Raw genomic sequence first — 22,078 nt, 5'->3', positions numbered from 1 at the left:
GTCCGGCAATGACCGGCATTCCCCTTTTCGCCCCTCCGCCTCACGCCGCGCGGACGGCGAACTTCTTGCGCCAGCACGTCTCGCAACGCCTGTAGCTCGCACTCGATGTGCGCTTCGTCCGGCTCCGGCACCGACTCGGCGGACCAGAAACTGACAACCTCGTGCCGCACGACCGGCGCGTGTTCCGCGGCTTGCTGGCGCTGCTCGTCCTCGGAGGCGTGCTCTTTCCTCTCGTCGGTCTTTCCCTCGTGATCATGCTGGCACTGGACTGGGCCTATTCCAGGTCATCGCGACTCCGGATGGCGTGAGTCCCGCGGAGGCGCTGCCCGTACGGCGCCTCCTCCTCGCCGGCACGGCAGCGTGGGCGTCGCGGCCTGGGGCCCGACGTCCACCGCGCCCGCACCGGCCGTTGCCGGCCCGCTGCGCCGGGCGTCCGGCCGTGTTCCAGCAGGCGCACGCGCCCCCGGCGGCGGCGCCTCGCACGCGAACCGCCGCCACGGCACGGTTCACGCCTGCACCAGCGGCTCCACGCAGGTCGGGTCGTCGTTGCGCACGTTGTTGACCCGCGGGGCGACCGGGTGGGCGCCGATCACGCCGTCGGCGGCGGAGCGCAGCAACTCGTCGACCGCGTCCCGCGGCGACTGCGGGTCGAGCCACAGGTCGAGCTGCCCGGGCTCCAGGATCACCGGCATGCGGTCATGGATGGGCGCGAGCGACGCCGAGGCCGCGGTGACGATGATCGCGCAGGACTCCAGCGGTTCGGCGCCTTCGCTCTCCCAGTACTCCCAGAGGCCGGCGAAGAGCAGCGGCGCGCCGTCGGCGCGGTAGAGGTACCAGGGGCACTTGGCGCCGTCGCGCGTCTGCCACTCGTACCAGCCGTCGGCCGGCACCACGCAGCGTCGCCGCCGGTACGCCGCCCGGAACGCCGGTGCCGTCGCCACGGTTTCGGCGCGGGCGTTGAAGGTCGCGTAGGTGCTCCTGGCGGTCTTGCTCCAGGCCGGCACCAGGCCCCAGCGATACCGGTCGAGCCGGCGCACGCCGTTGCGCAGTGCCAGCGCCAGCACCGGCGTGGACGGTGCGACGTTGTAGCGCGGCCGCCAGTCAGGCTCCGGCGCTACCTGGGCACGCAAGAACTCGCCCAGGGCTTCCAGGCTGCGATGCTGCGCGAAGCGTCCACACATGGTGTTTCTCCTCTCCCAACGGTCTCCCAAACCCTCGCCGCTCCGTGACGAAGGGCGTGCCCCCCTCCCGTACGGGCACGCCCCGGAGCCGCGTCCGCGCCGGGCGAACGATCGACCGGACGCGCAACCGATGCCGTCGCGGACCCCATCGGTGCCGTCGCGGACCCCATCGATGCCGTCGCGGACCCCATCGGTGCCGTCGCGGACCCCATCGATGCCGTCGCGGACCCCACCGATGCCGTCGCGGACCCCATCGATGCCGTCGCCGACCTCATCGGTGCCGTCGCGAACCCCATCGGTGCCGTTGCGGACCCCATCGATGTCGTTGCGGACCCCATCGATGTCGTTGCGGACCCCATCGATGTCGTTGCGGACCCCATCGATGTCGTTGCGGACCCCATCGATGCCCTCGCCGACCCCATCGGTGCCGTCGCGGACCCCATCGGTGCCGTCACGGACCCATCCGCGACGGCCGCGCCCGCGGCGCGCCTTCAGGTCGGTTCGATGTTGCGGTTGACGCGGAACACGTTCAGCGGGTCCCACGCGGCCTTGACCTCGGCGAGCCGCGCGAGCCCCGGGCCGAGCGCCGCCTCGACGCGCTCGCGCCCTTCGTCCTCGGTCAGGAAGTTGATGTAGTTGCCGCCGGTCGAGAAGACGCGCACGTCCTGCCAGGCCTCGCGCGCCCAGGCGACGTTGGCGGCGTCGTCGACCGCCGCCTCCCACGCGCCGGTCAGGTTGATCACGTAACGGGCGTCGCGGTTGCCGACCGGGGAATGCGCGTCGGGGCGCTCGTTGAGCGCGCCGGCGATCTGGAACAGGATCGCCGCGGCATGCGGCGAGCGGATCTTCGCGGCGTGCTCGATGACCTTCGCGCACAGCGCGGGCTCGATGCGCGGCAGGTATTCGCTCTTCCAGTAGTAGCGCCGGCCTTTCGGCTGCGTGGCGTCGAGCAGGGCCTGCATCTGCACATACGGCCGGCGCAGCAGCACGTCGCCGACCGGCTTGCCGAAGGCCTTGATCGGGGCGACGAGCCGCTCGCCCTCCGCGGGCGGGCCGCTGTAGCAGGCCAGGATGGCGACGATCGGCTGCCCGTGCACCTCTTTCGGCAGCCACGGCGCCGGCGGCGCGCGGCGCATCAGCGCAACCAGGGTGAGTTCGGGCGGCGCCGTCTCGGCGAGCGTGCGGTAGAGCTCGAGCACCTCGGGCGCCGCACTCGCGGGCCAGGCGACGAGGCCGCCGACGACCTCGGGGCCGAGCGGGTGCAGCGCGTAGTCGATGCCGGTGACGACGCCGAAGTTGCCGCCGCCGCCGCGCAGCCCCCAGAAGAGGTCCGGGTTCTCGTCCTCGCTCGCCCGCACCAGGCGGGCGTCGGCGGTCACCAGGTCCATGCCGACGACGTTGTCGGAGGTCCAGCCCCAGCGCCGGGTCAGGTAGCCGAAGCCCCCGCCCAGCGTGAGCCCGGCGATGCCGGTCAGCGAGATGAAGCCGAGCACCGCGGCGAGCCCGTGCACCTGGGTCTCGCGGTCGACGTCGCCGAGCAGGCAGCCGGCCTGCGCGCGGGCGATCCGCGCCCGCGGGTCGACCCAGACGCCGCGCATCAGCGACAGGTCGAGCATCAGCGCGCCGTCGGCCACGGCCAGGCCGGCGATGTTGTGCCCGCCGCCCTTGATGCAGAGCAGCAGTCCGTGCTCGCGCGCGAACTGCACGCCGGCGATCACGTCGGCGCTGCCGAGGCAGCGCGCGACGGCGGCGGGCCGGCGGTCGATCATCGCGTTCCAGACGCTGCGCGAGGCCTCGTAGTCGGCGTCGCCCGGCAGCAGCAGCGGCCCGCGCAGGCGCATCTGCAGCCCGGCCAGGGCCTCGGGCGACACCTCGATCTCGCGACCGTCCAGCGTTCTCGCGCTTGGCATTTCCGTCCCCTCCCCCATCGTTGCACCACGTTCGAAACGGACCGCACGCCCGCCGGACGCAGCGGCGGGAGGGCTCCCGCTCCCCCTGCGCCGGGGCCCCGCGGTGCCCGCGAACCGGCTGCGTCAGCGGTCCGGACCGGCCGCCCTCGGGAGCGACGCCCTCCAGCCGCACGGCGTCGCGACGAATACAGGGTAGGCGCAGAACGGCAGCGGCGCCGATGCCGGCAGGCGCGGCGCGCCGGCGAAGATGCGCCGCGCGGTGAGCGCGCGGAGGAAGGCGGTCGCGATGACGAGCGCGACACCGTCCGTTTCTATAGCGCGTTCAGTGGAATCTTCAGGTAGCGGATCCCGTTCGCGTCAGCGGGAGGAAACGCTCCGGCGCGGATATTGACCTGGACCGCCGGCAGCATCAGCGTCGGCATGCCGAGCGTTGCGTCGTGCTGCTGACGCATGGCGGCAAACTGTTCCTCGGTCACGCCCGCATGCGCCTGGACATTGGACGTGCGCTGCGCCTGTACGGTCGTTTCCCACCGGGGGCCCCGGCCCTCTGGCGGGTAGTCGTGACACATGAAGAGCCTCGTGTCGCCCGGAAGGTCGAACAGCTTCCGGATCGAGCGATACAGCCTGTGCGCATCGCCGCCCGGAAAATCGCAGCGCGCCGTGCCGACGTCCGGCATGAACAGCGTATCGCCCGCGAAGACCGCATCGCCAATCTGATATGCCACGTCCGCCGGCGTATGCCCGGGCACGAAGAGGGCTTTCGCCGTCAGCCCGCCAATGGCGAATGTCTCGTCCTCGTCGAACAGATGGTCGAACTGGGAGCCGTCGAGCCGAAACGCCGGTTCCAGATTGAACAGCTTCTTGAACGTCTCCTGCACGATGCGGATGTTGCGGCCGATCGCAATCCTGCCGCCCAGTTCGCGCCGCAGATAAGGCGCGGCGGACAGGTGATCGGCGTGCGCATGGGTTTCCAGAATCCACTCCACCTGCAGAGCGTGCTCGCGAACGAACGCGATGACCTCGTCAGCACGTGCGGTAGAGGTGCGCCCCGCCCTGGGGTCGTAATCGAGCACGGAGTCGATGATGGCGCACTCCGGTCGACCTTCCTGATAGACGACATAGGTGATCGTGGACGTCGCGGGATCGAAGAACGGCTGAACGATGGCTTGCATCTCGAAGGGCTCCGATACGGGTTGCACATCAATATACTGATTGATATATTGTCAGTCAATATAATGACGCTTGGCCCAGCGTGGAGATGAACCGACATGACGCACAGTCACCCACCCGTCGACGTAGCCACGATGCATGCCGCTGCCACGGAAGCATGCGCCCTGCTCAAGGTGCTGGCGAACCCCGATCGCCTGCTGCTCATGTGCCAGTTGTCGCAGGGGGAAGCGTGCGTGAGCGAACTGGAGGCACAACTCGCGATTCGGCAACCAACGCTGTCGCAGCAACTCGGCGTGCTGCGTGAGAACGGCCTCGTGACGACGCGTCGCGAGGGCAAAAACATCTTCTATTCGATTGCGAGCAAACCAGCGCTTGCCGTAATCGCCGTGCTGTATGAGCAGTTTTGTGCCCAATAGGTGACAGGAACCGATATGTCGATCGATCTCGTGCACTTCACGCCCGGTCCGTCGCTGGCCGGCGGCATCGGTATTGGCGCGGCGGCAGCCGTTCTCATCCTCTTCAACGGACGCATTGCCGGCATCAGCGGCATCCTCGGGGGCTTGTTGAGCCTGCCGCGCCATGACATCGCGTGGCGCGTGGCCTTCCTGGCCGGGCTTATCGGTGCGCCGGTCCTGGCCAGCCTGCTGGGCAGATCGACGACGCTCGATATCCAGGCCGGATGGGGCGAGATCCTCGTGGCCGGCTTCATCGTTGGCCTGGGTACACGTTATGCCAGCGGCTGCACGAGCGGCCACGGCGTCTGCGGTCTGTCGCGGGGCGCGATCCGTTCACTCGTTGCGACGGCGACCTTCATGGCGGCCGGCTTTCTGACCGTCTTCGTGCACCAACACCTGATGGGAGGCTGAAATGGCCCTGCTCAGTGCCTTGATGGCCGGACTCCTTTTTGGCATCGGGCTCCTGGTGTCCGGTATGGCCAACCCTGCCAAGGTCCTGGGGTTTCTCGACCTGGCGGGACGCTGGGATCCCTCGCTGGCGTTCGTCATGGCGGGCGCAATCGCCATCGGCGCCATCGCGTTCCGGATGGCCAAACGCCGCGAGCGGTCGCTCCTGGGGCTTCCCATCCAGTTGCCCGCCCCTGCGGCGATCACGTCGAGGCTCGTTCTGGGCAGTGCGGCGTTTGGTGTCGGCTGGGGCCTGGCGGGCTTTTGTCCGGGACCTGCGCTCGTCGTCCTGGGTGCCGGATACCCGAAGGCATGGGGCTTCGTCGCCGCGATGCTGGTCGGCATGGGCGTCTTCGAGATGATCGAGCGGGCGCGATCGAGCCGGCGGCGCGCCTAGCCAACTGCGCAGGAACGGCGGCGATGGTCGCCAATGCCAAGGCCACTGAGGGGGTGAAGCAATGGACAGCATCGTTGCAGGCAGTGCGGTGCTGGGCGGCATCGTCGGTCTCATCCTGGCGCTGACCGGCGCCGGCGGCGCCATTCTCGCCGTGCCCCTACTGCTCTTCGTGCTGCATCTCGGTGTGGCCGAGGCGGCCCCCGTGGCCTTGCTCGCGGTTGGCCTGTCCGCAGCCGTCGGCGCCATCATCGGATTGCGCGCGGGCATCGTTCGTTACAAGGCGGCCGGCCTGATGGCGCTCACCGGCATGCTGTCGTCACCCCTGGGTTTATGGCTTGCGCATCGCCTGCCAAACGGCCCCCTGACCCTGCTGTTCGCGGGCGTCCTGGCCTTTGTATCCCTGCGGATGTTCACGCAGGCGACCGCGGTGAAACGACATGCGGAGAACACCGCCTTCCCGTCGCCGCCCTGCCGACTGGACGCCGACACCGGGCGATTCATCTGGACGGGCCCCTGCAGCCGTGCGCTTGCGCTGTCAGGCGTCGGCGCCGGCTTTCTCTCCGGCCTGCTGGGCGTCGGTGGTGGCTTCGTGATCGTTCCGGCGCTGAAACGTGCCACCCATGCCCCCATGCACATGATCGTGGCAACGTCGCTGGCCGTGATCACCCTGGTATCGGCTTCCGGCGTCGTCTCGACCGCCCTCGCGGGCCGCATGAACTGGCATGTCGGCGCGCCATTCGCGGCCGGCGCCATCGTCGGCATGCTGGGCGGGAGGCTCGCCGCCGGCCGCCTCAGCGGGGCGAGGCTGCAGCAGGGATTCGCCGTGGTCGCCGGCCTCATCGCCGCCGGCATGGTCCTGCGGGTCATGATGAGCGCGTGAGCGTCGGCGCTCCCGTACTGGATGGTCAGAAAGACAGTCCGGGCACCGCTGCGCATTCGACCGGCCCGTCGGCCCTGCTCCCATCGGAAGCCTGCGCGCCGGGGGCGATCGCCCGCACGGGGTGCGGCGCGCGCTCACGCCGCGGCAGCGGTCTCGCCCCGGCGCAGCGCCTCGACGAGCTCGGAGAAGGCCATCGGCTTGCCGAACAGCCAGCCCTGCGCGTACTGGACGCCGTGCTCGCGCAGGAAGCGCGCCTGCGCCTCGGTTTCGACGCCCTCGGCGATCATCGCCAGACGCAGCGATTTCGCCATCTCGATGATGTGCACGATGACCTGGCTGGTGGCGGCGCCGGTGCCGAGCGTGTCGACGAACGATTTGTCGATCTTGAGGAAATCGAGCTCGAAGCGCTCCAGGTAGGAGAGGCTGGAGTAGCCGGTGCCGAAGTCGTCGATGGCGACGCTGACCCCGCCCGCGCGCAGTTCGCGGACGATCGGCCCCGCGGTCTCGGGCCGGGTGAAGCCGCGCTCGGTGACCTCGACCATCAGGTTGCCCGCACCGGCCCCGGTGCGGCGCGCCAGCTGGCGCAGCAGGCCGACCGTGGACCCGGCGTGCAAATCCGCCGACGACAGGTTGATGCCGAGGTGGAAGTTCGGCCAGCGCCGGAACAGGCCCGCCGCATCTCCCCCGACGAGCTCGACCACGCGTTCGGTGATGCGCTGGATCAGCCCGGCGTCCTCGGCGACCGGGATGAACACGTCCGGGCGCACCATGCCGTCGCCCGGCCGCTGCCAGCGGATCAGCGCCTCGGCGCCGACCCACGCGCCGGTGCGCAGGTCGACGATCGGCTGGTAGACGAGCTGGAACTCGTCGCGGCTCAGCGCCGCCTTGATCACCGCGGGCATCGCCAGCTGCATCCGGGCGAACTGGAAGGCGGCGAACGCCAGCGCGAGGCCGGCGGCGATGCCCACCGGCACCAGCGTCAGCGCGGCGGCGCGGGTGCGCTCGGCGAGGTGGGCGATCGGCAGCGCGGCGACGGCGCCGATGTAGAAACGCCGCGACGCGACCGCGGCGACCACGTAATCGCCATCGACGAACGCCGCCTCGTGCTTGCCGCGCAGCGCCGCGACCCATTCCGGCTTGACGTAGCCGCGCGAGGTCAGGATCTGCCGCTCGACCCCCGACAGCGTGGCGAGCGACACGTCCCGGACGTCGCGGGTCACGTCGATCGGCAGGTCCTTGTGGATGATCGCCGCATAGCCGTCACGCTCGACGACCATGAACTTGAAGTCGCTGGCCCACGGCAAGGCCACGTCGGTCCACAGCCGCACGCCCGTCGGCTGAATCAGGTCGGCCGGGCCGAGATCGACCTCACCCTCCTCCCGGCCCAGCGACGTGCACATCAGGCGGTCGCCGTGCAGGTGGCCGATCGCCTGGAGGTAGCTGGAGGCCAGGTCGATGCGCCGCATCAGCGCGAGGCTCGCGTCGGAGCACGGGTCGCCGGTGCCCGCGCCGGCCAGGGTCCTGATGCCGGCGTCGATCTGCTCGGCGGTGCGCTCCGAGCGGCCGAGGGTATCCCGGGCGTAGGACAGCGCGCGCTCCATTTCGCCCTTGAGCCCTTCGCGACTGGCGATGTGGAGTGCCAGCAGGATCGGCAGCGCGACCGCGAGCAGGGCCGTGATCGATGTGACGATGATGGCAGTGCGCTTCCTCATGGCGGGGTCGACCCCGTGCGCGACGGCATCCTGATGACGCTCCTGTGGACATCCCCGAGAGGGTCGGTGGTTCGCACCGGCACTGTGCCGCCGGCGGCGCGCCCGCGGTCGACCGTCTGACGTGCCGAAAGCCCCGCCGGCGCCACGGGCCCACGCGCCGTACCGTCCGCGGCTGGACGGTCGGGCGCATCATCGGGTGGGGAACACGGCAGCCCGGCCCCGCCGTCGCACGGGAAGGCCCCCGTGACACCGGAGCGCGCGAACCGACGCAAGCGTAGCCCAGCGTGCCGGGCGCCGCCTACGCCGGTGTTCGGCGCCCCGTCACCCCGGCGCCGCATGCCGGCGCGCTAGGGATCGGTGCCGGACAGGAGCTGCTCCAAGGTCCGCAGCTGCCACGCGTACTCCGGCGCGAAGGCCGAGGGGTCGCTGACGGCGTAGCCGCCGTAGGCGTAGACGGCTGCGTACGCGGCGTAGCCGGCAGCCTCCAGCGCACGGCCGGCCAGCGCGTTGGCCACCGCATAGGTGGCCGACACGGCCGCGTGCGCCGAACCGTCGAGGGACGGCGAGCCGTGGTGGCTGCGCGCCACCGCCTGCAGCTCGGCCGCGGCGACGTCGAGCGCCGCGCGGTCCGCCGCCCCCGCCACGTAGCGGCGCAGCACCTCCAGGCCGGCCACGGCGCGCGGGTCCTCCAGCAGATGCGCGATGCGCTCCACGCACGCCAGGCCGAAGGCGAGGCGTAGCGCCTGTTGCGACGGCTGCGCCAGCTCCGCCGCCGCGGCGAGTTCAGCCAGAGCCTGGTTCATCGTGCCTCCGTGTCCAGGGGTGGGGTCGAATGCGGGGAACACCTGCGGCGGTCGCGGCCATGCCGGGCATCGCCATCACGCCTGCGCCTCGGCGCAGACGGGTTCGCCGCGGACGTCGGGCTCACGCCGCCGGCGGAAACCGCAGCGTCACCCGCAGCCCCCGCCCGTCCGGGCCCGCGTCGAGCGCGAGGGTGGCGCCGTGGCGCTCGGCGATGCTGCGCACGATGGCGAGGCCGAGGCCGCTGCCGGCGCCGGGGCTGTCCTCGCGCCGGTAGAAGCGGTCGCACACGCGCTCGCGTTCGGCGGCGGGAATGCCGGGGCCGTCGTCCTGCACCACCAGCCGCGCGACGCCGGCCTCGCTGCCGACGTCGACGTCGACGTGGCCGCCGGCGGGCGTGTAGCGGATGGCGTTGTCGACCAGGTTGCCGAGCAGCGTGCGCAGGGCTTCGGCATCGCCGGCGACGCTGACCGCGTCGGCGCGGGCGAGGCCGAGGTCGATGCCGGCCGCGGCGGCGATCGGCGCCTGCTCGGCGAGCACGCGCTCGGCGATCGGCAGCAGTGCGGTCGGAACCAGCGGGCGCTCGGCGACGCCCGGATCGTTGCGCGCCAGCGTGAGCAGTTGCGCGACCAGGTGGGTGGCGCGGTCGAGCCCGCTGCGCAGCGCGACGAAGGCGCGGGCGCGCTCGGCGTCGCCGCTGGCGCGCTCGGCGAGCTGCGCCTGCAGGCGCACCGCGGTGAGCGGGGTGCGCAGTTCGTGTGCGGCGTCGGCGATGAAGGCCCGCTGCGCGGCGAGCGCATGGTCGAGGCGGCCGAGCAGTTCGTTGAGCGCCTGCACCAGCGGGCGCACCTCGCTCGGCAGACCGGCTTCCGACAGCGGCTGCAGGGCGACGGCGCTGCGCCGCGACAGCGCCTGGGTGACGCGTGCGAGCGGGCGCAGGCCGCGCCCCACCACCCACCAGACGAGGCCGCCGAGCAGCGGCAGCAGCAGCGCCAGCGGTGCCGCCGAGCGCAGCGCCAGCGCGGCGGCGAGTTCCTGGCGCACCGCGAGCGGCTGCGCCACCTGCACCAGGTTGTCGCGCACGAAGGCGCTGTAGACGCGCCAGTGGCCGTCCTCGGTGACCAGCGTGGTGTAGCCGAGCTCGGCGCGCGGCGGCAGGCGCACGCCGGGGCGCGACAGGTACAGGCGCACGCCGCTGCGGTTCCACATCTGGATCACCACGTCCTCGCCGGCGCCCGGCTCGCCCGCCTGTGGCAGCACCAGCACGCCGCTCGGGAACGACGCCGCCATCTGCCGCAACTGGTAGTCGAACAGCGCGTTGGCCTCCTCGCGCGCCTGGAAGTAGACGCCGAGGGTGGCGGCGATGCCGGCGAGCACGAGCCCGGCGAGCAGGCCGAGCAGCAGGCGGCGGCGGATCGAGTTCACGCGCGCGGCGCGCTCAGTCGGGCCTGGGCACGAAATAGCCCACGCCGCGCAGGTTGCGGATGAAGTCGGCGCCGAGCTTGCGGCGCAGCGCGTGGATGTGGACCTCGACGGCGTTGCTGTCGATGTCGCGGTCCCAGCCGTAGAGCTTCTCCTCCAGCTGGGCACGCGACAGCACGGTGCCCGGGCGTTCGACCAGCGCGGCGAGCAGCGCGAACTCGCGCGCGGTGAGGCTGAGCGGCTCGCCCTTCAGCCACACCTCGTGCGTCGCCGGGTCGAGCGCGAGGTCACCGAGCTGCAGGCGCGGCTCGGCGCGGCCGGCACGCCGGCGCAGCAGCGCGCGCACGCGCGCGGCGAGTTCGTCGAGGTCGAAGGGCTTGACCAGGTAATCGTCGGCGCCGGCGTCGAGGCCGCGCACGCGCTCGCCGACGGTGTCACGCGCGGTCAGCACCAGCACCGGCACCTGCTCGCCGCGCGCGCGCAGGCCGGCGAGCACCTCCAGCCCGCCCTTGCGCGGCAGGCCGAGGTCGAGCAGCACCAGGTCGTGCGCGTGCTGCTCGACCGCGAGTTCGGCGGCGCGGCCGTCGCGCACCCAGTCGACGGTGTAGCCCTCGTGGCGCAGGCCGCTGACGACGGCCTCGCCGATCATCGGGTCGTCCTCGACCAGCAGCAGGCGCATGGCGCGCGCCGGCGCGGCTCAGGGCTGCGGGGCGACGACGGGCAGCAGGTGCGGGGCGAGCGCCAGCAGCGCGAGCGGCAGCGCCACCGCGGTGAGCACGAACAGGAGCGCGAACACGGCGGTGCGGGCGCCGCCGCGCAGCCCGCCGGCGAGGCCGAGCATGGCCTCCGACCACACCCACAGCGCGAGCAGCAGGCCGAGCACGCCGGCCCAGATCAGGCCGCTGGTGCGCGCCAGCGCCTGCAGCACCTCGGCGGTGAAGTGGCCCTGCAGCAGTTCGTTCAGTACCGACATGGCGGTTTCTCCGGGAATTTTCAGCGCAACAGCAGGAGGCCGACGCCGACCGCGAGGGCGACGCCGGCACAGATCAGGGTCAGCGCCGGCACCGCGCGCAGCACGCCGGTGGCGGCGTCGGGGTGGCGTGCGAGCAGGCGTTTGAGCCGCCACGCGAAGGCGAGGTTCAACACCCCCGCGACGAGCAGCACCCAGGGCAGCCAGGGCACGCTCGCGAGCCAGGCGGTCTGCGGGTTCATAGCGTGGGAATGACGACACCGAGCAACTGGCGCACCTGCTCCATGCCACCGATCAGCGTCTGCTCGATCTGTTCCATCGTGATCTCGCCCTCGCCGCGGCCGGCGGCCCAGTTCGAGACCACCGCACAGCAGGCGTAGGCGAGGCCGAGTTCGCGGGCGAGCGCGGCCTCGGGCATGCCGGTCATGCCGACGATGTCGCAGCCGTCGCGCTCCAGGCGGCAGATCTCGGCGGCGGTTTCGAGCCGCGGCCCCTGGGTGGCGGCGTAGGTGCCGGACTCGATCGCGGCGATGCCGGCGCTGCGCGCGCCTTCGATCAGGCTCTGGCGCAGCGTCTCGTCGTAGGGCCAGGTGAAGTCGATGTGGGTGACGTGGCTGAGGTCACCCTCGAACAGCGTGTGGTGGCGGCCGTAGGTGTAGTCGACGATCTGATCGGGGAACACCAGCAGGCCCGGCGCCATGCGCGCGGTGATGCCGCCGACCGCGGCGACGGCGATCACCCGCTCGACGCCGATGTGGCGCAGCGCCCACAGGTTGGCGCGGTAGTTGACCTGGTGCGGCGGGATGGTGTGGCCGTAGCCGTGGCGCGCCAGGAACACCACGTCGTGGCCGGCGAGCACGCCGTGGGTGAGCGGCCCGGAGGGCTCGCCGTACGGCGTGGAGACCATCTCCTTGCGGGTGATCTGCAGCGTGGCGAGCGCGGTCAGGCCGGTGCCGCCGATGATCGCAAGCAGGTCGGACATGGGCGCGGGTACTCGGTTGCGGGGGGGAACGGGTTCAGTCGCCGGCGCCCACCGCGTACACGCCGGGCAGGTTGCGCAGGTATTCGTGGTAGTCCATGCCGCAGCCGAACACGTAGCGGTCGGGCACCTGCAGGCCGACGAAGTCGACGCTGAAGCCGGGCACCTTGCGCGCGTGCACCTTGTCGACCAGCACCGCGCTCAGCACCTCGCGCGCGCCCATCGCGTGCAGCTCGCGGACGATGGCCTCGAGCGTGTAGCCCTCGTCGAAGATGTCGTCGAGCACCAGCACGGTGCGCCCGGCGACCTCGGGGCGCGGCTTCACCACCCAGTGCAGCGTGCCGCCGCGGGTGTCGCCGCGGTAGCGCGTGGCGTGCAGGTAGCCCATCTGCAGCGGGAAGGCGAGGCGCGGCAGCAGCTGCCCGGCCGGCACCACGCCGCCGTTCAGCACCACCAGCACCACCGGGTTGGCGTCGTGCAGGCGCTCGGTGATCGCCGCCGCCAGCCGGTCGTAGGCGGCATCGACCTCGGCCGCGGAGTGCAGCAGGTCGGCGCGCGCCTGCACGGCACGCACCTCTTCGGGGAGCACGGTGGTCATCGGGAGGCCTCGGGCGCGGTCAGTAGGTGAAGGTCACGGTGGCGTCGTCCATCGCCTCGCTGATGATGTAGGCGGCGCCGACGGTCTCGCGCACCTCGGGGATCAGGTCCTGCCCCCAGCTTTCGAGGGTGTTGGTGCACACCTTGAACACCACGCCGTTGTCGGCGGCGTCGCGGATCAGGTCGTAGGCGCTGCGCTGGTCGTCGTGCCCCAGGCGCACGCTCTCGGCGTAGCCGCGGATCGCGAGGCGCCCGGAGAGGCCGGTGAGGACCATCTCGACCTCGTACTCCATCGCCGCGGCGACGGTCGCCTGGGCGAACACCGCGGCCAGCGCCTGACCCTGCTCCGGATCGGTATTGGTCATCAGGATCAACAGCTTGTCGGCCATCTTCGGTTCCGCGCGGGGGCGCCCGCGGGCAGCGGTGCGAGGACGCGGGATTATAGGGAGCGCCCCCCGCCCCCGCCAGCCGCGCCTAGATGTCCATGTCGAGCAGCGGGTGGGCGTCGTAGTCGGCGACCAGGCGCACCGCGCGCTGCCACGGCTCGCTCGCCTGCAGCTCGGCACGCGCCAGCCGCCCGCGCCCGTGCAGGCGCACCAGGCGCAGCTGCGCGGCGGGGTCGGCCGGATCGGCGAGCCCGCGCACGATCGCCAGCGCCGCGTCGCGGTCGTTGCAGGCGAGCACCATGTCGCAGCCGGCGGCGAGCGCGGCCTCGGCACGCGCCAGCGGGCCGCCGGCCACGTGCGCGCCGGCCATGTCGAGGTCGTCGGAGAAGATCGCGCCCTGGAAGCCGAGGCGCCCGCGCAGCACCTCGCGCAGCCACACCGGCGAGAAGCCGGCCGGGCGGTCGTCGACCTGCGGGTAGAGCACGTGCGCCGGCATCACCGCGGCGAGCCCGTAGTGGACCATGCGCTCGAAGGCGACCAGGTCGCAGGCGGCGATGTCGGCGTAGCGGCGCCGGTCCACCGGCAGTTCGTGGTGGGAATCGGCCTGCACGTGGCCGTGGCCGGGGAAGTGCTTGCCGACGCCGTCCATGCCGGCCTTCTGCATGCCGCTCAGGTAGGCGTGGGCGAGGTCGGCGACGGCCTCGGGGTTGCCGTGGAAGGCGCGGTCGCCGATCACCGTGCTGGCGCCGACGTCGAGGTCGAGCACCGGCGCGAAGCTGAAGTCGACGCCGCAGGCGCGCAGCTCCGCGGCCATCAGCCAGCCGCTGACGCGCGCCAGCGCCTTGGCACGCATGCGGTCGACGTCGTAGATCGCACCGAGCGCGCGCACCGGCGGCAGCCGCGTGAAGCCTTCGCGGAAGCGCTGCACGCGCCCGCCCTCGTGGTCGACGCCGATCAGCAGCCGCGGGTGGCGCAGCGCGTGGATCTCGGCGGTGAGGGCGGTGAGCTGGTCGGGGTCGGCGTAGTTGCGGCTGAACAGGATCACGCCACCGACGCGCGGGTGGCGCAGCAGTTCGCGCTCCTCGGCATCGAGGCGCAGGCCGCTGAGGCCGAGCATGACGGGGCCGAGCGACATCGGCGGGGTCCTCCTGGCGGGCGGAACAGGCCGGCGCTCAGCGCCAGTCCTGGTAGGGGTGCACGGCGAGCTGCGAGTTGTAGTAGCGCAGATCGTGCGAGACGTCGGCGCCCACCCACGGCGGCCGGACGAAGGGCTCGCCCGCGTGCGCCAGTTCGATCTCGGCCACCACCAGCCCGGCGTTGGCACCCTCGAACACGTCGACCTCCCACAGGTGGCCGGCGTGGCGCACGTAGTGGCGGGTCTTCTCGACCTTCTGCCCGCAGAGCTCGTCGAGCATCTCGGCGGCATCGGCGAGCGGGATGGCGTACTCGTACTCGCGCCGGGCGATGCCGACCACCGCGCCCTTGACGTTGAGCGCGGCGCTGTCGCCCTCGACGCGCACGCGCACCGAGCGCACCGCGTCGCTGACCAGGTAGCCCTGGCGCATCGCCACCGCGCGCTCGACGCCGGCGCGCCAGCCGTCATCGACGACCAGGAACTTGTGCTCGATCTCGGTGGCCATGCGGGGACGCGCTCCGGCGGTTGCAGAGGCGGGCATGGTAGCCAATCGCCCGCGCCGGCGGGATAGCGCGAGGGCCGGCGCCCGTGCGGACGTCGGCCCTCGCGTCGATCCGCCGCGGGGCGGCTCAGGCCTCGTGGGACTCCTCGAACGCCTGTTCGCGCCGCCTGGCCACCGCCGGCGCCAGCATCATCACCAGCAGGCCCGCCGCGACCAGCAGCAGCACCAGCGACAGCGGCCGGGTGACGAACACGCTCGGATCGCCCTTGGCCAGCGACATCGCGCGGCGCAGGTTCTCCTCCATCATCGGCCCCAGCACGAAACCGAGCAGCAACGGCGCGGGTTCGCACTCCAGTTTCGTGAACACGTAGCCGAGCACGCCGAACAGCGCCATCAGCAGCACGTGGAACTCGGAGTTGTTGACGCTGAACACGCCGATGCAGCAGAGCACGACGATCGCCGGGTAGAGCAACCGGTACCTGACCGTCAGCAGCTTGATCCACACGCCGATCAGCGGCAGGTTCAGGATCACCAGCAGCAGGTTGCCCACCCACATGCTGGCGATCAGGCCCCAGAACAGCGAGGGATTGCTGCTCATCACGCCCGGCCCGGGCTGGATGTTGTGGATGGTCAGCGCGCCGATCATCAGCGCCATCACGCCGTTGGACGGCAGTCCCAGCGTCAGCATCGGGATGAACGAGGTCTGCGCGCCGGCGTTGTTGGCGGCTTCCGGCCCCGCCACGCCCTCGATCGCGCCCTTGCCGAACGCCTGCGGCGTCCTCGACAGCTTCTTCTCCAGCATGTAGGACGAGAACGAGCCGAGCACCGCACCGCCGCCGGGCAGGATGCCCAGGATCGAGCCGAGGAAGGTGCCGCGCACGGCCGCCGGCGCCGCCCGCCGGAAGTCCTCCTTCGACAGCTTCCACAGGCCGAGCTTGCCGAGCACCTTGCGCTCCTCCTCGGGGCCGGCGACGTTGGAAATCACCTCGGCGATGCCGAACAGCCCCATCGCCACCACCACGAAGTCGATGCCGTCGGCGAGGTGCGACGAGCCGAAGGTGAAGCGGGCGTCGCCGCTGGTGACGTCGGTGCCCACCAGGCCGAGCAGCAGGCCGACGATGATCATCGCGATCGCCTTGATCACCGAGCCGTGCGCCAGCACCACCGCGGCGATCAGCCCCAGCACCATCAGCGCGAAGTACTCGGCCGGCCCGAACCTGAGCGCCATCTCCGACAGCGACGGGGCAAAGGCGGCGATCAGCAGCGTGCCGACGGTACCGGCGAAGAACGAGCCCAGCGCCGCGACCATCAGCGCTTCGCCGGCGCGCCCCTGGCGCGCCATCTGGTAACCGTCGAGCGCGGTCACCACGGCGCTGGTTTCACCCGGCAGGTTGACCAGGATCGCGGTCGTGGAGCCGCCGTACTGGGCACCGTAGTAGATGCCGGCCAGCAGGATCAGCGCCGTCGTCGGCTCCAGACCGAAGCTGATCGGCAGCAGCATCGCGATGGTCGCCAACGGGCCGAGCCCCGGCAGCACCCCGACCAGGGTGCCGAGGATGGTGCCGAGCAGGCAGTACAGGATGTTCTGGATGGTGAGCGCGACCGAAAAGCCGAGCACGAGGTTGTCGATCAGTTCCATGCCGGCCCCCTCAACCGAATGCCGGCCACAGCGGGAACTGCAGCCCCAGCCCGTAATAGAAGACCGCGACGCACACCGCGGTCAGCGCCGCCGCGAGGATCAGCGTCTCCCACCACGCATAGCCCCGGCGCGCCAGACGGCTGACGATCACCACGGCCGCCGTGGTCAGCACCACGCCGGCGACCTGGATGACCAGGGCGAACAGCACCACCGTCGCCGTGATGGCCAGCAACGGTTGCCAGTCGATGCGCGGCGACACCCGCGGCAGCGATGGCGTGCCCTGCCTGAGCGCCGCACCGGCGATCACCAGCCCGATCACGGCCAGCAGGCCACCCAGCACCAGGGGCAGATAGCCCGCCCCCATCGCCCGCGCCGAACCGATCTCGTAACCGCTGGAAATCCATGCCACCGCCAGACCGAATGTCGTGAACATCAGTCCGGCGACGAAATCCCGTTTATCGGAAATGCCGCGCATATGGCCTCCTCTCTCGATTGCTGCTTGTCTCTGGTGGGTCCCGTCGCGTGACTGCCGCGCCACCATCCGGCAGGGCAGCCATGCTGCTTGGCTTATGTGGCCTGATTCCAGCTTCAATAATCCGCGGTGATGTTGGCTTTCTTGCTGACCTCGCTCCAGCGAGCGATCTCGGCCTCGACCAGTCGACCGAAATCAGCCGGCGAACCGGTGACCACGTCCGCGCCCTGTTCCGCAAACTTGGTGGCGACCTCGGGGTTCTTGAGCACCTCGATGGTTTCCTGGTTGAGCTTGTCGATGATTGCCTTGGGCGTGTTCGCCGGCGCGAACAGGCCGTACCACTGCGCCACCTCGAAGCCCTGCAGTCCGGCCTCGCTCACCGTCGGCACGTCCGGCAGCAGCGGCGAGCGCTTCGACCCGGTCACCGCGAGCGCCTTCAGCTTTCCGGCCTTGATGTGGCTGATCGCCGTTACCAGGCTGCCAAACATGATTTGGGTGTGACCGGCGAGGGTGTCGGTGGCGGCAGGCGACGAGCCCTTGTAGTGCACGTAGCCGATGTCGGTGCCGGTCAACTGCTTGAACAGTTCACCGGCAATATGCGGCAGCGTGCCCTTGCCGGCGGAGGCGTAATTGAGCGTGCCCGGCTTGGCCTTGGCCAGCGTGATCAGTTCCTGCAGCGAATTCACCGGAACCGACGGGTTCACCACGATCACGGTCTGCGCTTCCGCCACCTGCGTGATCGGTGCGAAATCCCTGACCGCGTCGTACGGCAGCTTGCTCATCGCTGGATTGATGCCGTGGGTCGCGATGTAGCCGAACAGGATCGTGTAACCGTCCGGCTTGGCCTTGGCGACGAAATCCGTCCCGATGGTGCCGCCGGCACCGGTCTTGTTTTCGACCACCACCGGCTTGCCCAGGCGCTCCTGCAACTTTTGCCCGATGATGCGGGCCATGAAGTCGTTACCGCCCGCCGGCGCGGTTGGCACGATCATGCGGATCGGCTTGTCCGGATAGGTTTCAGCCGCCGCCATCAGCGGAGCGACCAGACCCGCGGCCAGCAGACCGGCACCGATGAACGAGCGGGTAAAGCGCTTGAATGTGGACATCTCTTCTCCTCCAGAATTTTCTTATGTGATAGCGGTACTGGGCCGTCGGGGTGGAATCCGCCAGACCTCCGAATTCAGCCCGCCAGGGAGCCGGTTCCGGTCATTGCCGCCTCCTGCCCGAATGCCCGTGAACCGGTTGAACGGGATGCCGCCCGCCACGATGGCGAACGGCGGCGTGGGCGCTCAGGAGACGAGCGGACCGACGGCGCGGCCGGCGGGCCCGAAAATCGCGTCGGAGACGTACACGGCACCGTCGAACAGGCGCTTGGCGGTGCGGATCACCGAGGCGCGCAGCGCCTCGACCGACCCTTGCGGGTCGGCTTGCAGGGCGACTTCGAGGCGCCCGCGCGGGTGCTCGACGGCGATCGTGCGCAGCCCGGCGGCGGAGGCTCCGAGCAGTCGCTGGGCGACCGTGCCCTCGACCACGCACGCCGTGGCGATGCCGATCGCACCGGTGGTGGCGATCGCCTTGTGGCAGGCGTGCGGCATGAAGTAGCGCGCGCTGATGGTGCCGCCGTGCACCGGTTCGGCCAGCAGCACGGGCTTCGGCAGTACCGAGTGGGTGACGTCGCCCATCCCCATCAGGGCACCGGCCTCGCGGCGGATCGCTTCGAGCCGCGCCATGAAGGTGCGGTCGCCGTCGAGGGCATCGGCCGTTTCGTGTCCGCTCTTGCCGAGGCTCGCGGCCGCGATCAGCACCATCGGCGTCGCCATGTCGATGCAGGTGATCTCGCAGCCCTGCACGGTGTCGACGTGGCGGCCGGTCGGGAACAGCCGCCCGGTCTTGGCCCCGGCGGCATCGAGGAAGGTCAGCCGGATCGGCGCCGCGGTGCCCGGCACGCCATCGATCGAGGTATCGCCCTCGTAGCTCACCCGCCCGTTCGGGGTCTGCACCACGGCCTCGATGAGCTTGCCGGTGTTGACGTTGCGGATGCGCACCGTCGTTTCCGGCGACACGGCGGGCACCAGCCCCGCCTCGATGGCGAAGGGTCCGACGCCAGCCAGCATGTTGCCGCAGTTCGGCGCGGTGTCGACGCGCCGTTCGGTGACCAGCACCTGCACGAACAGGTAGTCGATCTGGGCCTCCGGGTGCATCGACGGACTGACGATGGCGACCTTGCTGGTCAGCGGGTTACCACCGCCGATGCCGTCGATCTCGAGCTCGTGGCCGGACCCCATCACCGACAGCAGCACTTCATCGCGTGCACGTTCGTCGGCGGGCAGGTCCGAGGCCAGGAAGTACGGGCCGCGCGACGTACCGCCACGCATCAACACACAGGGAATACGGGTCATCATCTGGCGGTTCCTCGATAGCTTGACGAGGGCCTCTTCGTACGGACCACTCGACATATGTCTCTTGAGCAACAGTTAGATTGATTGTTGCCTTAAAGAGAAGATTGCCATCGACCATTTAATGATTCAAATGCAAATATTTTTATTTTTATTTTATTTTATGCATTAAAAACGCCTCCTCTGCTGATCGCCACAAATCCGGCCCGGCGACGACGGCATGGCGGCACGGAATGCGGCCCGGAGCGCGTGGAAACGACTCGGGAGCCCCCCGGCGTCGGCTGGAACGACCACGCGGCGTTGGAGAAGCACGCCAGCGAACGCGGGTGGCACGGTGCAAGGCCCCCCCTACCGGGAAAGCGACGGGCACTGCCGGATGCAGGGGTCAGGGGTCAGGGGTCAGGGGTCAGGGGTCAGGGGTCAGGGGTCAGGGGGAAAAGCAAACGGACACCCGAGGGTGTCCGTTTCGGTGGCTGTGTCGGGCGCGGCCAGGGCACGGCAGCCGCTTTCGCGGAGGCCGTGCCCTTGGCGGGGTCGGCGCTCAGGCGGCGCTGGTCCTAGATCAGATCAAGCCGGTTCACCGTGCGGCCACCACATGCGTCTCCTCTTCGGCCAGCAGTTCGTCGCCCGTCGCGTCCCGGCGATCGAGTTCGGCCTGCAGCACCGCGTCGTCGCACGCGTTCTCCCACTTCGACACGACCACCACGGCGACCGCGTTGCTGACCAGGCTGGTGAGCGCACGGGCTTCGGACATGAAGCGGTCGATACCGACGATCAGCGCGACACCGGCGACCGGGATCTCCGGCATGATCGTCAGCGTGGCGACCAGGGCGACGAAGCCGCTGCCGGTGACACCCGCGGCACCTTTCGAGGTCAGCAGCATCACGAACAGCATCGACAGGATCTGGCCGAGCGACAGGTGGATGTTGCAGGCCTGGGCGATGAAGACCGAAGCGAGCGTCAGGTAGATGGCGGTGCCGTCGAGGTTGAACGAATACCCGGTGGGCAGCACGAGCCCGACGACACCCTTCTTGCAGCCCAGCTTCTCGAGCTTCTGCAGCATGCGCGGCAGCGCAGGTTCGCTGGACGAGGTCGCGAGCACGATCAGCAGTTCTTCGCGGATGTAGCGCAGCATCTTCAGCAGGCTGAAACCGTGCGTACGGGCGAGGATGCCGAGCACCACGAAGATGAAGAACAGGCAGGCGACGTAGAAGGTGACGATCAGCATCGCCAGCGAACTGAGCGACTGGATGCCGTACTTGCCGACGGTAAAGGCCATCGCGCCAAAGGCACCGACCGGAGCCAATTTCATCATGTAGCCGAAGGCGACGAAAATCACGTGCGAGAACGAGTCGATGGCCGTAAGCACGGGCTCGCCCGCCTTGCCGACATGGTTCAGACCAAAGCCGACGATGATCGCGACCAGCAGCACCGGCAGAACCTCACCCTCCGAAAAAGCGCTGAAGAAGGAGGTCGGAATGATGTGCAGGGCGAAGTCCACGAAACTCATCGACGTCCCCGCCTTCAGGTATTTCGCCGCCACCGAGGCATCGAGGTGCGTGGGATCGATGTTCATGCCGGTGCCCGGCTGCATCAGGTAAACGGCGACCAGGCCGGTGGCGAGCGCGATGATGGTCAGTGCGTAGAACAGCAGCATCGCCTTCAGCAGGGTTTTCCCGATTTCCTTGGAATTGGGCATGCTGGTGATGCCGAGCACGATGGTGCAAAACACCACCGGCGTGATCATCATCTTGACGAGTTTGATGAAAGCGTCGCCGAGCGGTTTGAGCCCGGCACCGAGATCCGGATAGAAGTGACCGAAGGTGATGCCCAGGGTGATCGCGACGATTACCTGGAAATAAAGCGCTTTGTAGATGGGCACGCGCTTTGCGGGAGCCTGCTCAGTAATCTTCATGTTTCGTTCTCCTCGGTTGCTGTGTTCGGTAGGGCCACATGCTGGGCGTGTGGGGCCGGATCGCTCCGTGCCTGCCCTCGCCGCACCGGCTTCGGCGTCGTTGGTGTCATTGCCCGATGGTGCTCGCCGTGCCCCTGGCTCAGGAACCGGTCGCGCCTGCCGCGACGGCCTGACAGGCGTGGTCTGCGCGGTTTCAGTCACTGGACACATGCGTTTAAAGCAACAGTAAACTTGATTGTTGCCTTGAAGAGCAGATTGCCATCGGCGACTTAATGATTCAAATGCAAATATATTTATTTTTATTGCTTATTTATTATCAATAGGAGGGTAGAGAACGAACCGAGAAGTCCCCGCTAGTCAGGGAGAAGAGCGTCAAGCCCGTTGAGCGTCGGGTCTGCGCAGTGCGTCTTGACGGGCCAGGCCCGATGCGCAGGCGAACCGGGGCCGTTGGGCACGCCATAGAGGCACGGGATGGGCCACCGCGAAGCCGGGAGGCTCGGCAGGGAGGGCGAGCAGGCACTCAACGGCCTCTACGCCACCCGATCCAGGCGACACAAAAAAAGCTCCGCACCGGTGGGTGCGGAGCTGCGTGGGGGCGTCAGACACGCACGACGGTTTCGGCGAGGCGGCGGAAGTCGTCGATCTGGTCGAAGTTCATGTAGCGGTAGATGTCGGCGGCCTGGGCGTTGATCACGCCGATGTTGGCCGTGTA

The 22,078-nt window shown here is 69.8% G+C and carries 23 protein-coding genes; 4 read left to right on the top strand and 19 right to left on the bottom strand.

Features of this window, described 5'->3' with window-relative positions; translation table 11 throughout:
• Nucleotides 1–506: 506 nt before the first annotated feature.
• The 3 genes from EV699_RS00115 to EV699_RS00105 form a co-directional block, all read right to left on the bottom strand.
• Complete coding sequence (locus EV699_RS00115; RefSeq protein WP_132537918.1) at nucleotides 507–1,181, bottom strand: SOS response-associated peptidase; 675 nt, start codon at nucleotides 1,179–1,181, stop codon at nucleotides 507–509.
• A gap of 491 nt (nucleotides 1,182–1,672) precedes the next feature.
• Complete coding sequence (locus tag EV699_RS00110) at nucleotides 1,673–3,091, bottom strand: FAD-binding oxidoreductase (RefSeq protein ID WP_132537917.1); 1,419 nt, start codon at nucleotides 3,089–3,091, stop codon at nucleotides 1,673–1,675.
• Nucleotides 3,092–3,402: 311 nt separating this feature from the next.
• The gene (locus EV699_RS00105; protein WP_132537916.1) at nucleotides 3,403–4,263 is read right to left on the bottom strand and encodes an MBL fold metallo-hydrolase; all 861 of its coding nucleotides are present in this window, start codon (nucleotides 4,261–4,263) and stop codon (nucleotides 3,403–3,405) included.
• Between the two features lie 96 nt (nucleotides 4,264–4,359).
• On the opposite strand from EV699_RS00105, the gene EV699_RS00100 reads away from it, so the two are divergent.
• The 4 genes from EV699_RS00100 to EV699_RS00085 all read left to right on the top strand — a co-directional run bounded on the left by EV699_RS00100 (nucleotide 4,360) and on the right by EV699_RS00085 (nucleotide 6,440).
• Nucleotides 4,360–4,677, top strand: a complete 318-nt coding sequence (locus EV699_RS00100; protein WP_132537915.1) for an ArsR/SmtB family transcription factor — start codon at nucleotides 4,360–4,362, stop codon at nucleotides 4,675–4,677.
• Between the two features lie 15 nt (nucleotides 4,678–4,692).
• On the top strand, nucleotides 4,693–5,127 hold the full coding sequence (locus tag EV699_RS00095; protein WP_132537914.1) for a YeeE/YedE family protein: 435 nt from the start codon (nucleotides 4,693–4,695) through the stop codon (nucleotides 5,125–5,127).
• Between the two features lies 1 nt (nucleotide 5,128).
• Nucleotides 5,129–5,560 (top strand): DUF6691 family protein, encoded by a 432-nt coding sequence (locus EV699_RS00090; RefSeq protein WP_132537913.1) that lies wholly within the window; start codon nucleotides 5,129–5,131, stop codon nucleotides 5,558–5,560.
• 61 nt (nucleotides 5,561–5,621) lie between these two features.
• The gene (locus tag EV699_RS00085) at nucleotides 5,622–6,440 is read left to right on the top strand and encodes a sulfite exporter TauE/SafE family protein (protein ID WP_132537912.1); all 819 of its coding nucleotides are present in this window, start codon (nucleotides 5,622–5,624) and stop codon (nucleotides 6,438–6,440) included.
• Between the two features lie 134 nt (nucleotides 6,441–6,574).
• On the opposite strand, the gene EV699_RS00080 is transcribed toward EV699_RS00085, so the two are convergent.
• The 16 genes from EV699_RS00080 to dctA form a co-directional block, all read right to left on the bottom strand.
• On the bottom strand, nucleotides 6,575–8,152 hold the full coding sequence (locus EV699_RS00080; protein WP_132537911.1) for an EAL domain-containing protein: 1,578 nt from the start codon (nucleotides 8,150–8,152) through the stop codon (nucleotides 6,575–6,577).
• A 347-nt stretch (nucleotides 8,153–8,499) separates the two neighbouring features.
• Entirely contained in the window at nucleotides 8,500–8,955 is a 456-nt protein-coding gene (locus tag EV699_RS00075) for a putative immunity protein (protein ID WP_132537910.1), read from the bottom strand.
• Nucleotides 8,956–9,076: 121 nt separating this feature from the next.
• Nucleotides 9,077–10,378, bottom strand: coding sequence for an ATP-binding protein (locus tag EV699_RS00070; RefSeq protein ID WP_132537909.1), 1,302 nt, complete (start codon nucleotides 10,376–10,378; stop codon nucleotides 9,077–9,079).
• 13 nt (nucleotides 10,379–10,391) lie between these two features.
• Entirely contained in the window at nucleotides 10,392–11,054 is a 663-nt protein-coding gene (locus EV699_RS00065) for a response regulator (protein ID WP_132537908.1), read from the bottom strand.
• An 18-nt stretch (nucleotides 11,055–11,072) separates the two neighbouring features.
• Complete coding sequence (locus tag EV699_RS00060) at nucleotides 11,073–11,348, bottom strand: hypothetical protein (protein WP_132537907.1); 276 nt, start codon at nucleotides 11,346–11,348, stop codon at nucleotides 11,073–11,075.
• A 20-nt stretch (nucleotides 11,349–11,368) separates the two neighbouring features.
• The gene (locus tag EV699_RS00055) at nucleotides 11,369–11,587 is read right to left on the bottom strand and encodes a hypothetical protein (RefSeq protein ID WP_132537906.1); all 219 of its coding nucleotides are present in this window, start codon (nucleotides 11,585–11,587) and stop codon (nucleotides 11,369–11,371) included.
• Nucleotides 11,584–12,327 (bottom strand): S-methyl-5'-thioinosine phosphorylase, encoded by a 744-nt coding sequence (locus EV699_RS00050; protein WP_132537905.1) that lies wholly within the window; start codon nucleotides 12,325–12,327, stop codon nucleotides 11,584–11,586. The genes EV699_RS00055 and EV699_RS00050 overlap by 4 nt, the downstream gene beginning before the upstream one ends.
• A gap of 34 nt (nucleotides 12,328–12,361) precedes the next feature.
• Nucleotides 12,362–12,922 carry a hypoxanthine-guanine phosphoribosyltransferase gene (locus EV699_RS00045; protein ID WP_132537904.1) on the bottom strand — a complete coding sequence of 187 codons (561 nt, stop codon included), beginning with the start codon at nucleotides 12,920–12,922 and terminating at the stop codon, nucleotides 12,362–12,364.
• Between the two features lie 19 nt (nucleotides 12,923–12,941).
• Complete coding sequence (locus EV699_RS00040) at nucleotides 12,942–13,310, bottom strand: DsrE family protein (protein WP_132537903.1); 369 nt, start codon at nucleotides 13,308–13,310, stop codon at nucleotides 12,942–12,944.
• Between the two features lie 85 nt (nucleotides 13,311–13,395).
• Nucleotides 13,396–14,442, bottom strand: a complete 1,047-nt coding sequence (nagZ, locus tag EV699_RS00035) for a beta-N-acetylhexosaminidase (RefSeq protein WP_132537902.1) — start codon at nucleotides 14,440–14,442, stop codon at nucleotides 13,396–13,398.
• A gap of 37 nt (nucleotides 14,443–14,479) precedes the next feature.
• Nucleotides 14,480–14,947, bottom strand: coding sequence for a CYTH domain-containing protein (locus EV699_RS00030; protein ID WP_132537901.1), 468 nt, complete (start codon nucleotides 14,945–14,947; stop codon nucleotides 14,480–14,482).
• Nucleotides 14,948–15,071: 124 nt separating this feature from the next.
• A complete protein-coding gene (locus tag EV699_RS00025) occupies nucleotides 15,072–16,583 on the bottom strand; it encodes a tripartite tricarboxylate transporter permease (protein WP_132537900.1) in 1,512 nt (503 codons plus the stop codon).
• A 10-nt stretch (nucleotides 16,584–16,593) separates the two neighbouring features.
• Complete coding sequence (locus tag EV699_RS00020; protein WP_165903965.1) at nucleotides 16,594–17,058, bottom strand: tripartite tricarboxylate transporter TctB family protein; 465 nt, start codon at nucleotides 17,056–17,058, stop codon at nucleotides 16,594–16,596.
• A 113-nt stretch (nucleotides 17,059–17,171) separates the two neighbouring features.
• A complete protein-coding gene (locus EV699_RS00015; protein WP_132537898.1) occupies nucleotides 17,172–18,161 on the bottom strand; it encodes a Bug family tripartite tricarboxylate transporter substrate binding protein in 990 nt (329 codons plus the stop codon).
• A gap of 183 nt (nucleotides 18,162–18,344) precedes the next feature.
• On the bottom strand, nucleotides 18,345–19,454 hold the full coding sequence (locus tag EV699_RS00010) for a 4-oxalomesaconate tautomerase (RefSeq protein ID WP_132538109.1): 1,110 nt from the start codon (nucleotides 19,452–19,454) through the stop codon (nucleotides 18,345–18,347).
• Between the two features lie 574 nt (nucleotides 19,455–20,028).
• On the bottom strand, nucleotides 20,029–21,366 hold the full coding sequence (gene dctA / locus EV699_RS00005; RefSeq protein WP_132537897.1) for a C4-dicarboxylate transporter DctA: 1,338 nt from the start codon (nucleotides 21,364–21,366) through the stop codon (nucleotides 20,029–20,031).
• Nucleotides 21,367–22,078: the final 712 nt, after the last annotated feature.

It is taken from the genome of Plasticicumulans lactativorans (assembly GCF_004341245.1).
In the GTDB taxonomy this organism is placed as follows: domain Bacteria; phylum Pseudomonadota; class Gammaproteobacteria; order Competibacterales; family Competibacteraceae; genus Plasticicumulans_A; species Plasticicumulans_A lactativorans.
This window is presented reverse-complemented; position numbering and strand designations above follow the sequence as displayed.

What these genes read in the sequence shown, in the direction of transcription:
- EV699_RS00040 (WP_132537903.1), bottom strand. Translation starts at nt 13,310, where the DNA reads ATGGCCGACAAGCTGTTGATCCTGATGACCAATACCGATCCGGAGCAG.
- EV699_RS00050 (WP_132537905.1), bottom strand. Translation starts at nt 12,327, where the DNA reads ATGTCCGACCTGCTTGCGATCATCGGCGGCACCGGCCTGACCGCGCTC.
- EV699_RS00065 (WP_132537908.1), bottom strand. Translation starts at nt 11,054, where the DNA reads ATGCGCCTGCTGCTGGTCGAGGACGACCCGATGATCGGCGAGGCCGTC.
- EV699_RS00030 (WP_132537901.1), bottom strand. Translation starts at nt 14,947, where the DNA reads ATGGCCACCGAGATCGAGCACAAGTTCCTGGTCGTCGATGACGGCTGG.
- EV699_RS00055 (WP_132537906.1), bottom strand. Translation starts at nt 11,587, where the DNA reads ATGAACCCGCAGACCGCCTGGCTCGCGAGCGTGCCCTGGCTGCCCTGG.
- EV699_RS00095 (WP_132537914.1), top strand. Translation starts at nt 4,693, where the DNA reads ATGTCGATCGATCTCGTGCACTTCACGCCCGGTCCGTCGCTGGCCGGC.
- EV699_RS00075 (WP_132537910.1), bottom strand. Translation starts at nt 8,955, where the DNA reads ATGAACCAGGCTCTGGCTGAACTCGCCGCGGCGGCGGAGCTGGCGCAG.
- EV699_RS00015 (WP_132537898.1), bottom strand. Translation starts at nt 18,161, where the DNA reads ATGTCCACATTCAAGCGCTTTACCCGCTCGTTCATCGGTGCCGGTCTG.
- EV699_RS00115 (WP_132537918.1), bottom strand. Translation starts at nt 1,181, where the DNA reads ATGTGTGGACGCTTCGCGCAGCATCGCAGCCTGGAAGCCCTGGGCGAG.
- EV699_RS00085 (WP_132537912.1), top strand. Translation starts at nt 5,622, where the DNA reads ATGGACAGCATCGTTGCAGGCAGTGCGGTGCTGGGCGGCATCGTCGGT.
- dctA (WP_132537897.1), bottom strand. Translation starts at nt 21,366, where the DNA reads ATGAAGATTACTGAGCAGGCTCCCGCAAAGCGCGTGCCCATCTACAAA.
- EV699_RS00025 (WP_132537900.1), bottom strand. Translation starts at nt 16,583, where the DNA reads ATGGAACTGATCGACAACCTCGTGCTCGGCTTTTCGGTCGCGCTCACC.
- EV699_RS00060 (WP_132537907.1), bottom strand. Translation starts at nt 11,348, where the DNA reads ATGTCGGTACTGAACGAACTGCTGCAGGGCCACTTCACCGCCGAGGTG.
- nagZ (WP_132537902.1), bottom strand. Translation starts at nt 14,442, where the DNA reads ATGTCGCTCGGCCCCGTCATGCTCGGCCTCAGCGGCCTGCGCCTCGAT.
- EV699_RS00010 (WP_132538109.1), bottom strand. Translation starts at nt 19,454, where the DNA reads ATGACCCGTATTCCCTGTGTGTTGATGCGTGGCGGTACGTCGCGCGGC.
- EV699_RS00080 (WP_132537911.1), bottom strand. Translation starts at nt 8,152, where the DNA reads ATGAGGAAGCGCACTGCCATCATCGTCACATCGATCACGGCCCTGCTC.
- EV699_RS00090 (WP_132537913.1), top strand. Translation starts at nt 5,129, where the DNA reads ATGGCCCTGCTCAGTGCCTTGATGGCCGGACTCCTTTTTGGCATCGGG.
- EV699_RS00045 (WP_132537904.1), bottom strand. Translation starts at nt 12,922, where the DNA reads ATGACCACCGTGCTCCCCGAAGAGGTGCGTGCCGTGCAGGCGCGCGCC.
- EV699_RS00110 (WP_132537917.1), bottom strand. Translation starts at nt 3,091, where the DNA reads ATGCCAAGCGCGAGAACGCTGGACGGTCGCGAGATCGAGGTGTCGCCC.
- EV699_RS00105 (WP_132537916.1), bottom strand. Translation starts at nt 4,263, where the DNA reads ATGCAAGCCATCGTTCAGCCGTTCTTCGATCCCGCGACGTCCACGATC.
- EV699_RS00100 (WP_132537915.1), top strand. Translation starts at nt 4,360, where the DNA reads ATGACGCACAGTCACCCACCCGTCGACGTAGCCACGATGCATGCCGCT.
- EV699_RS00020 (WP_165903965.1), bottom strand. Translation starts at nt 17,058, where the DNA reads ATGCGCGGCATTTCCGATAAACGGGATTTCGTCGCCGGACTGATGTTC.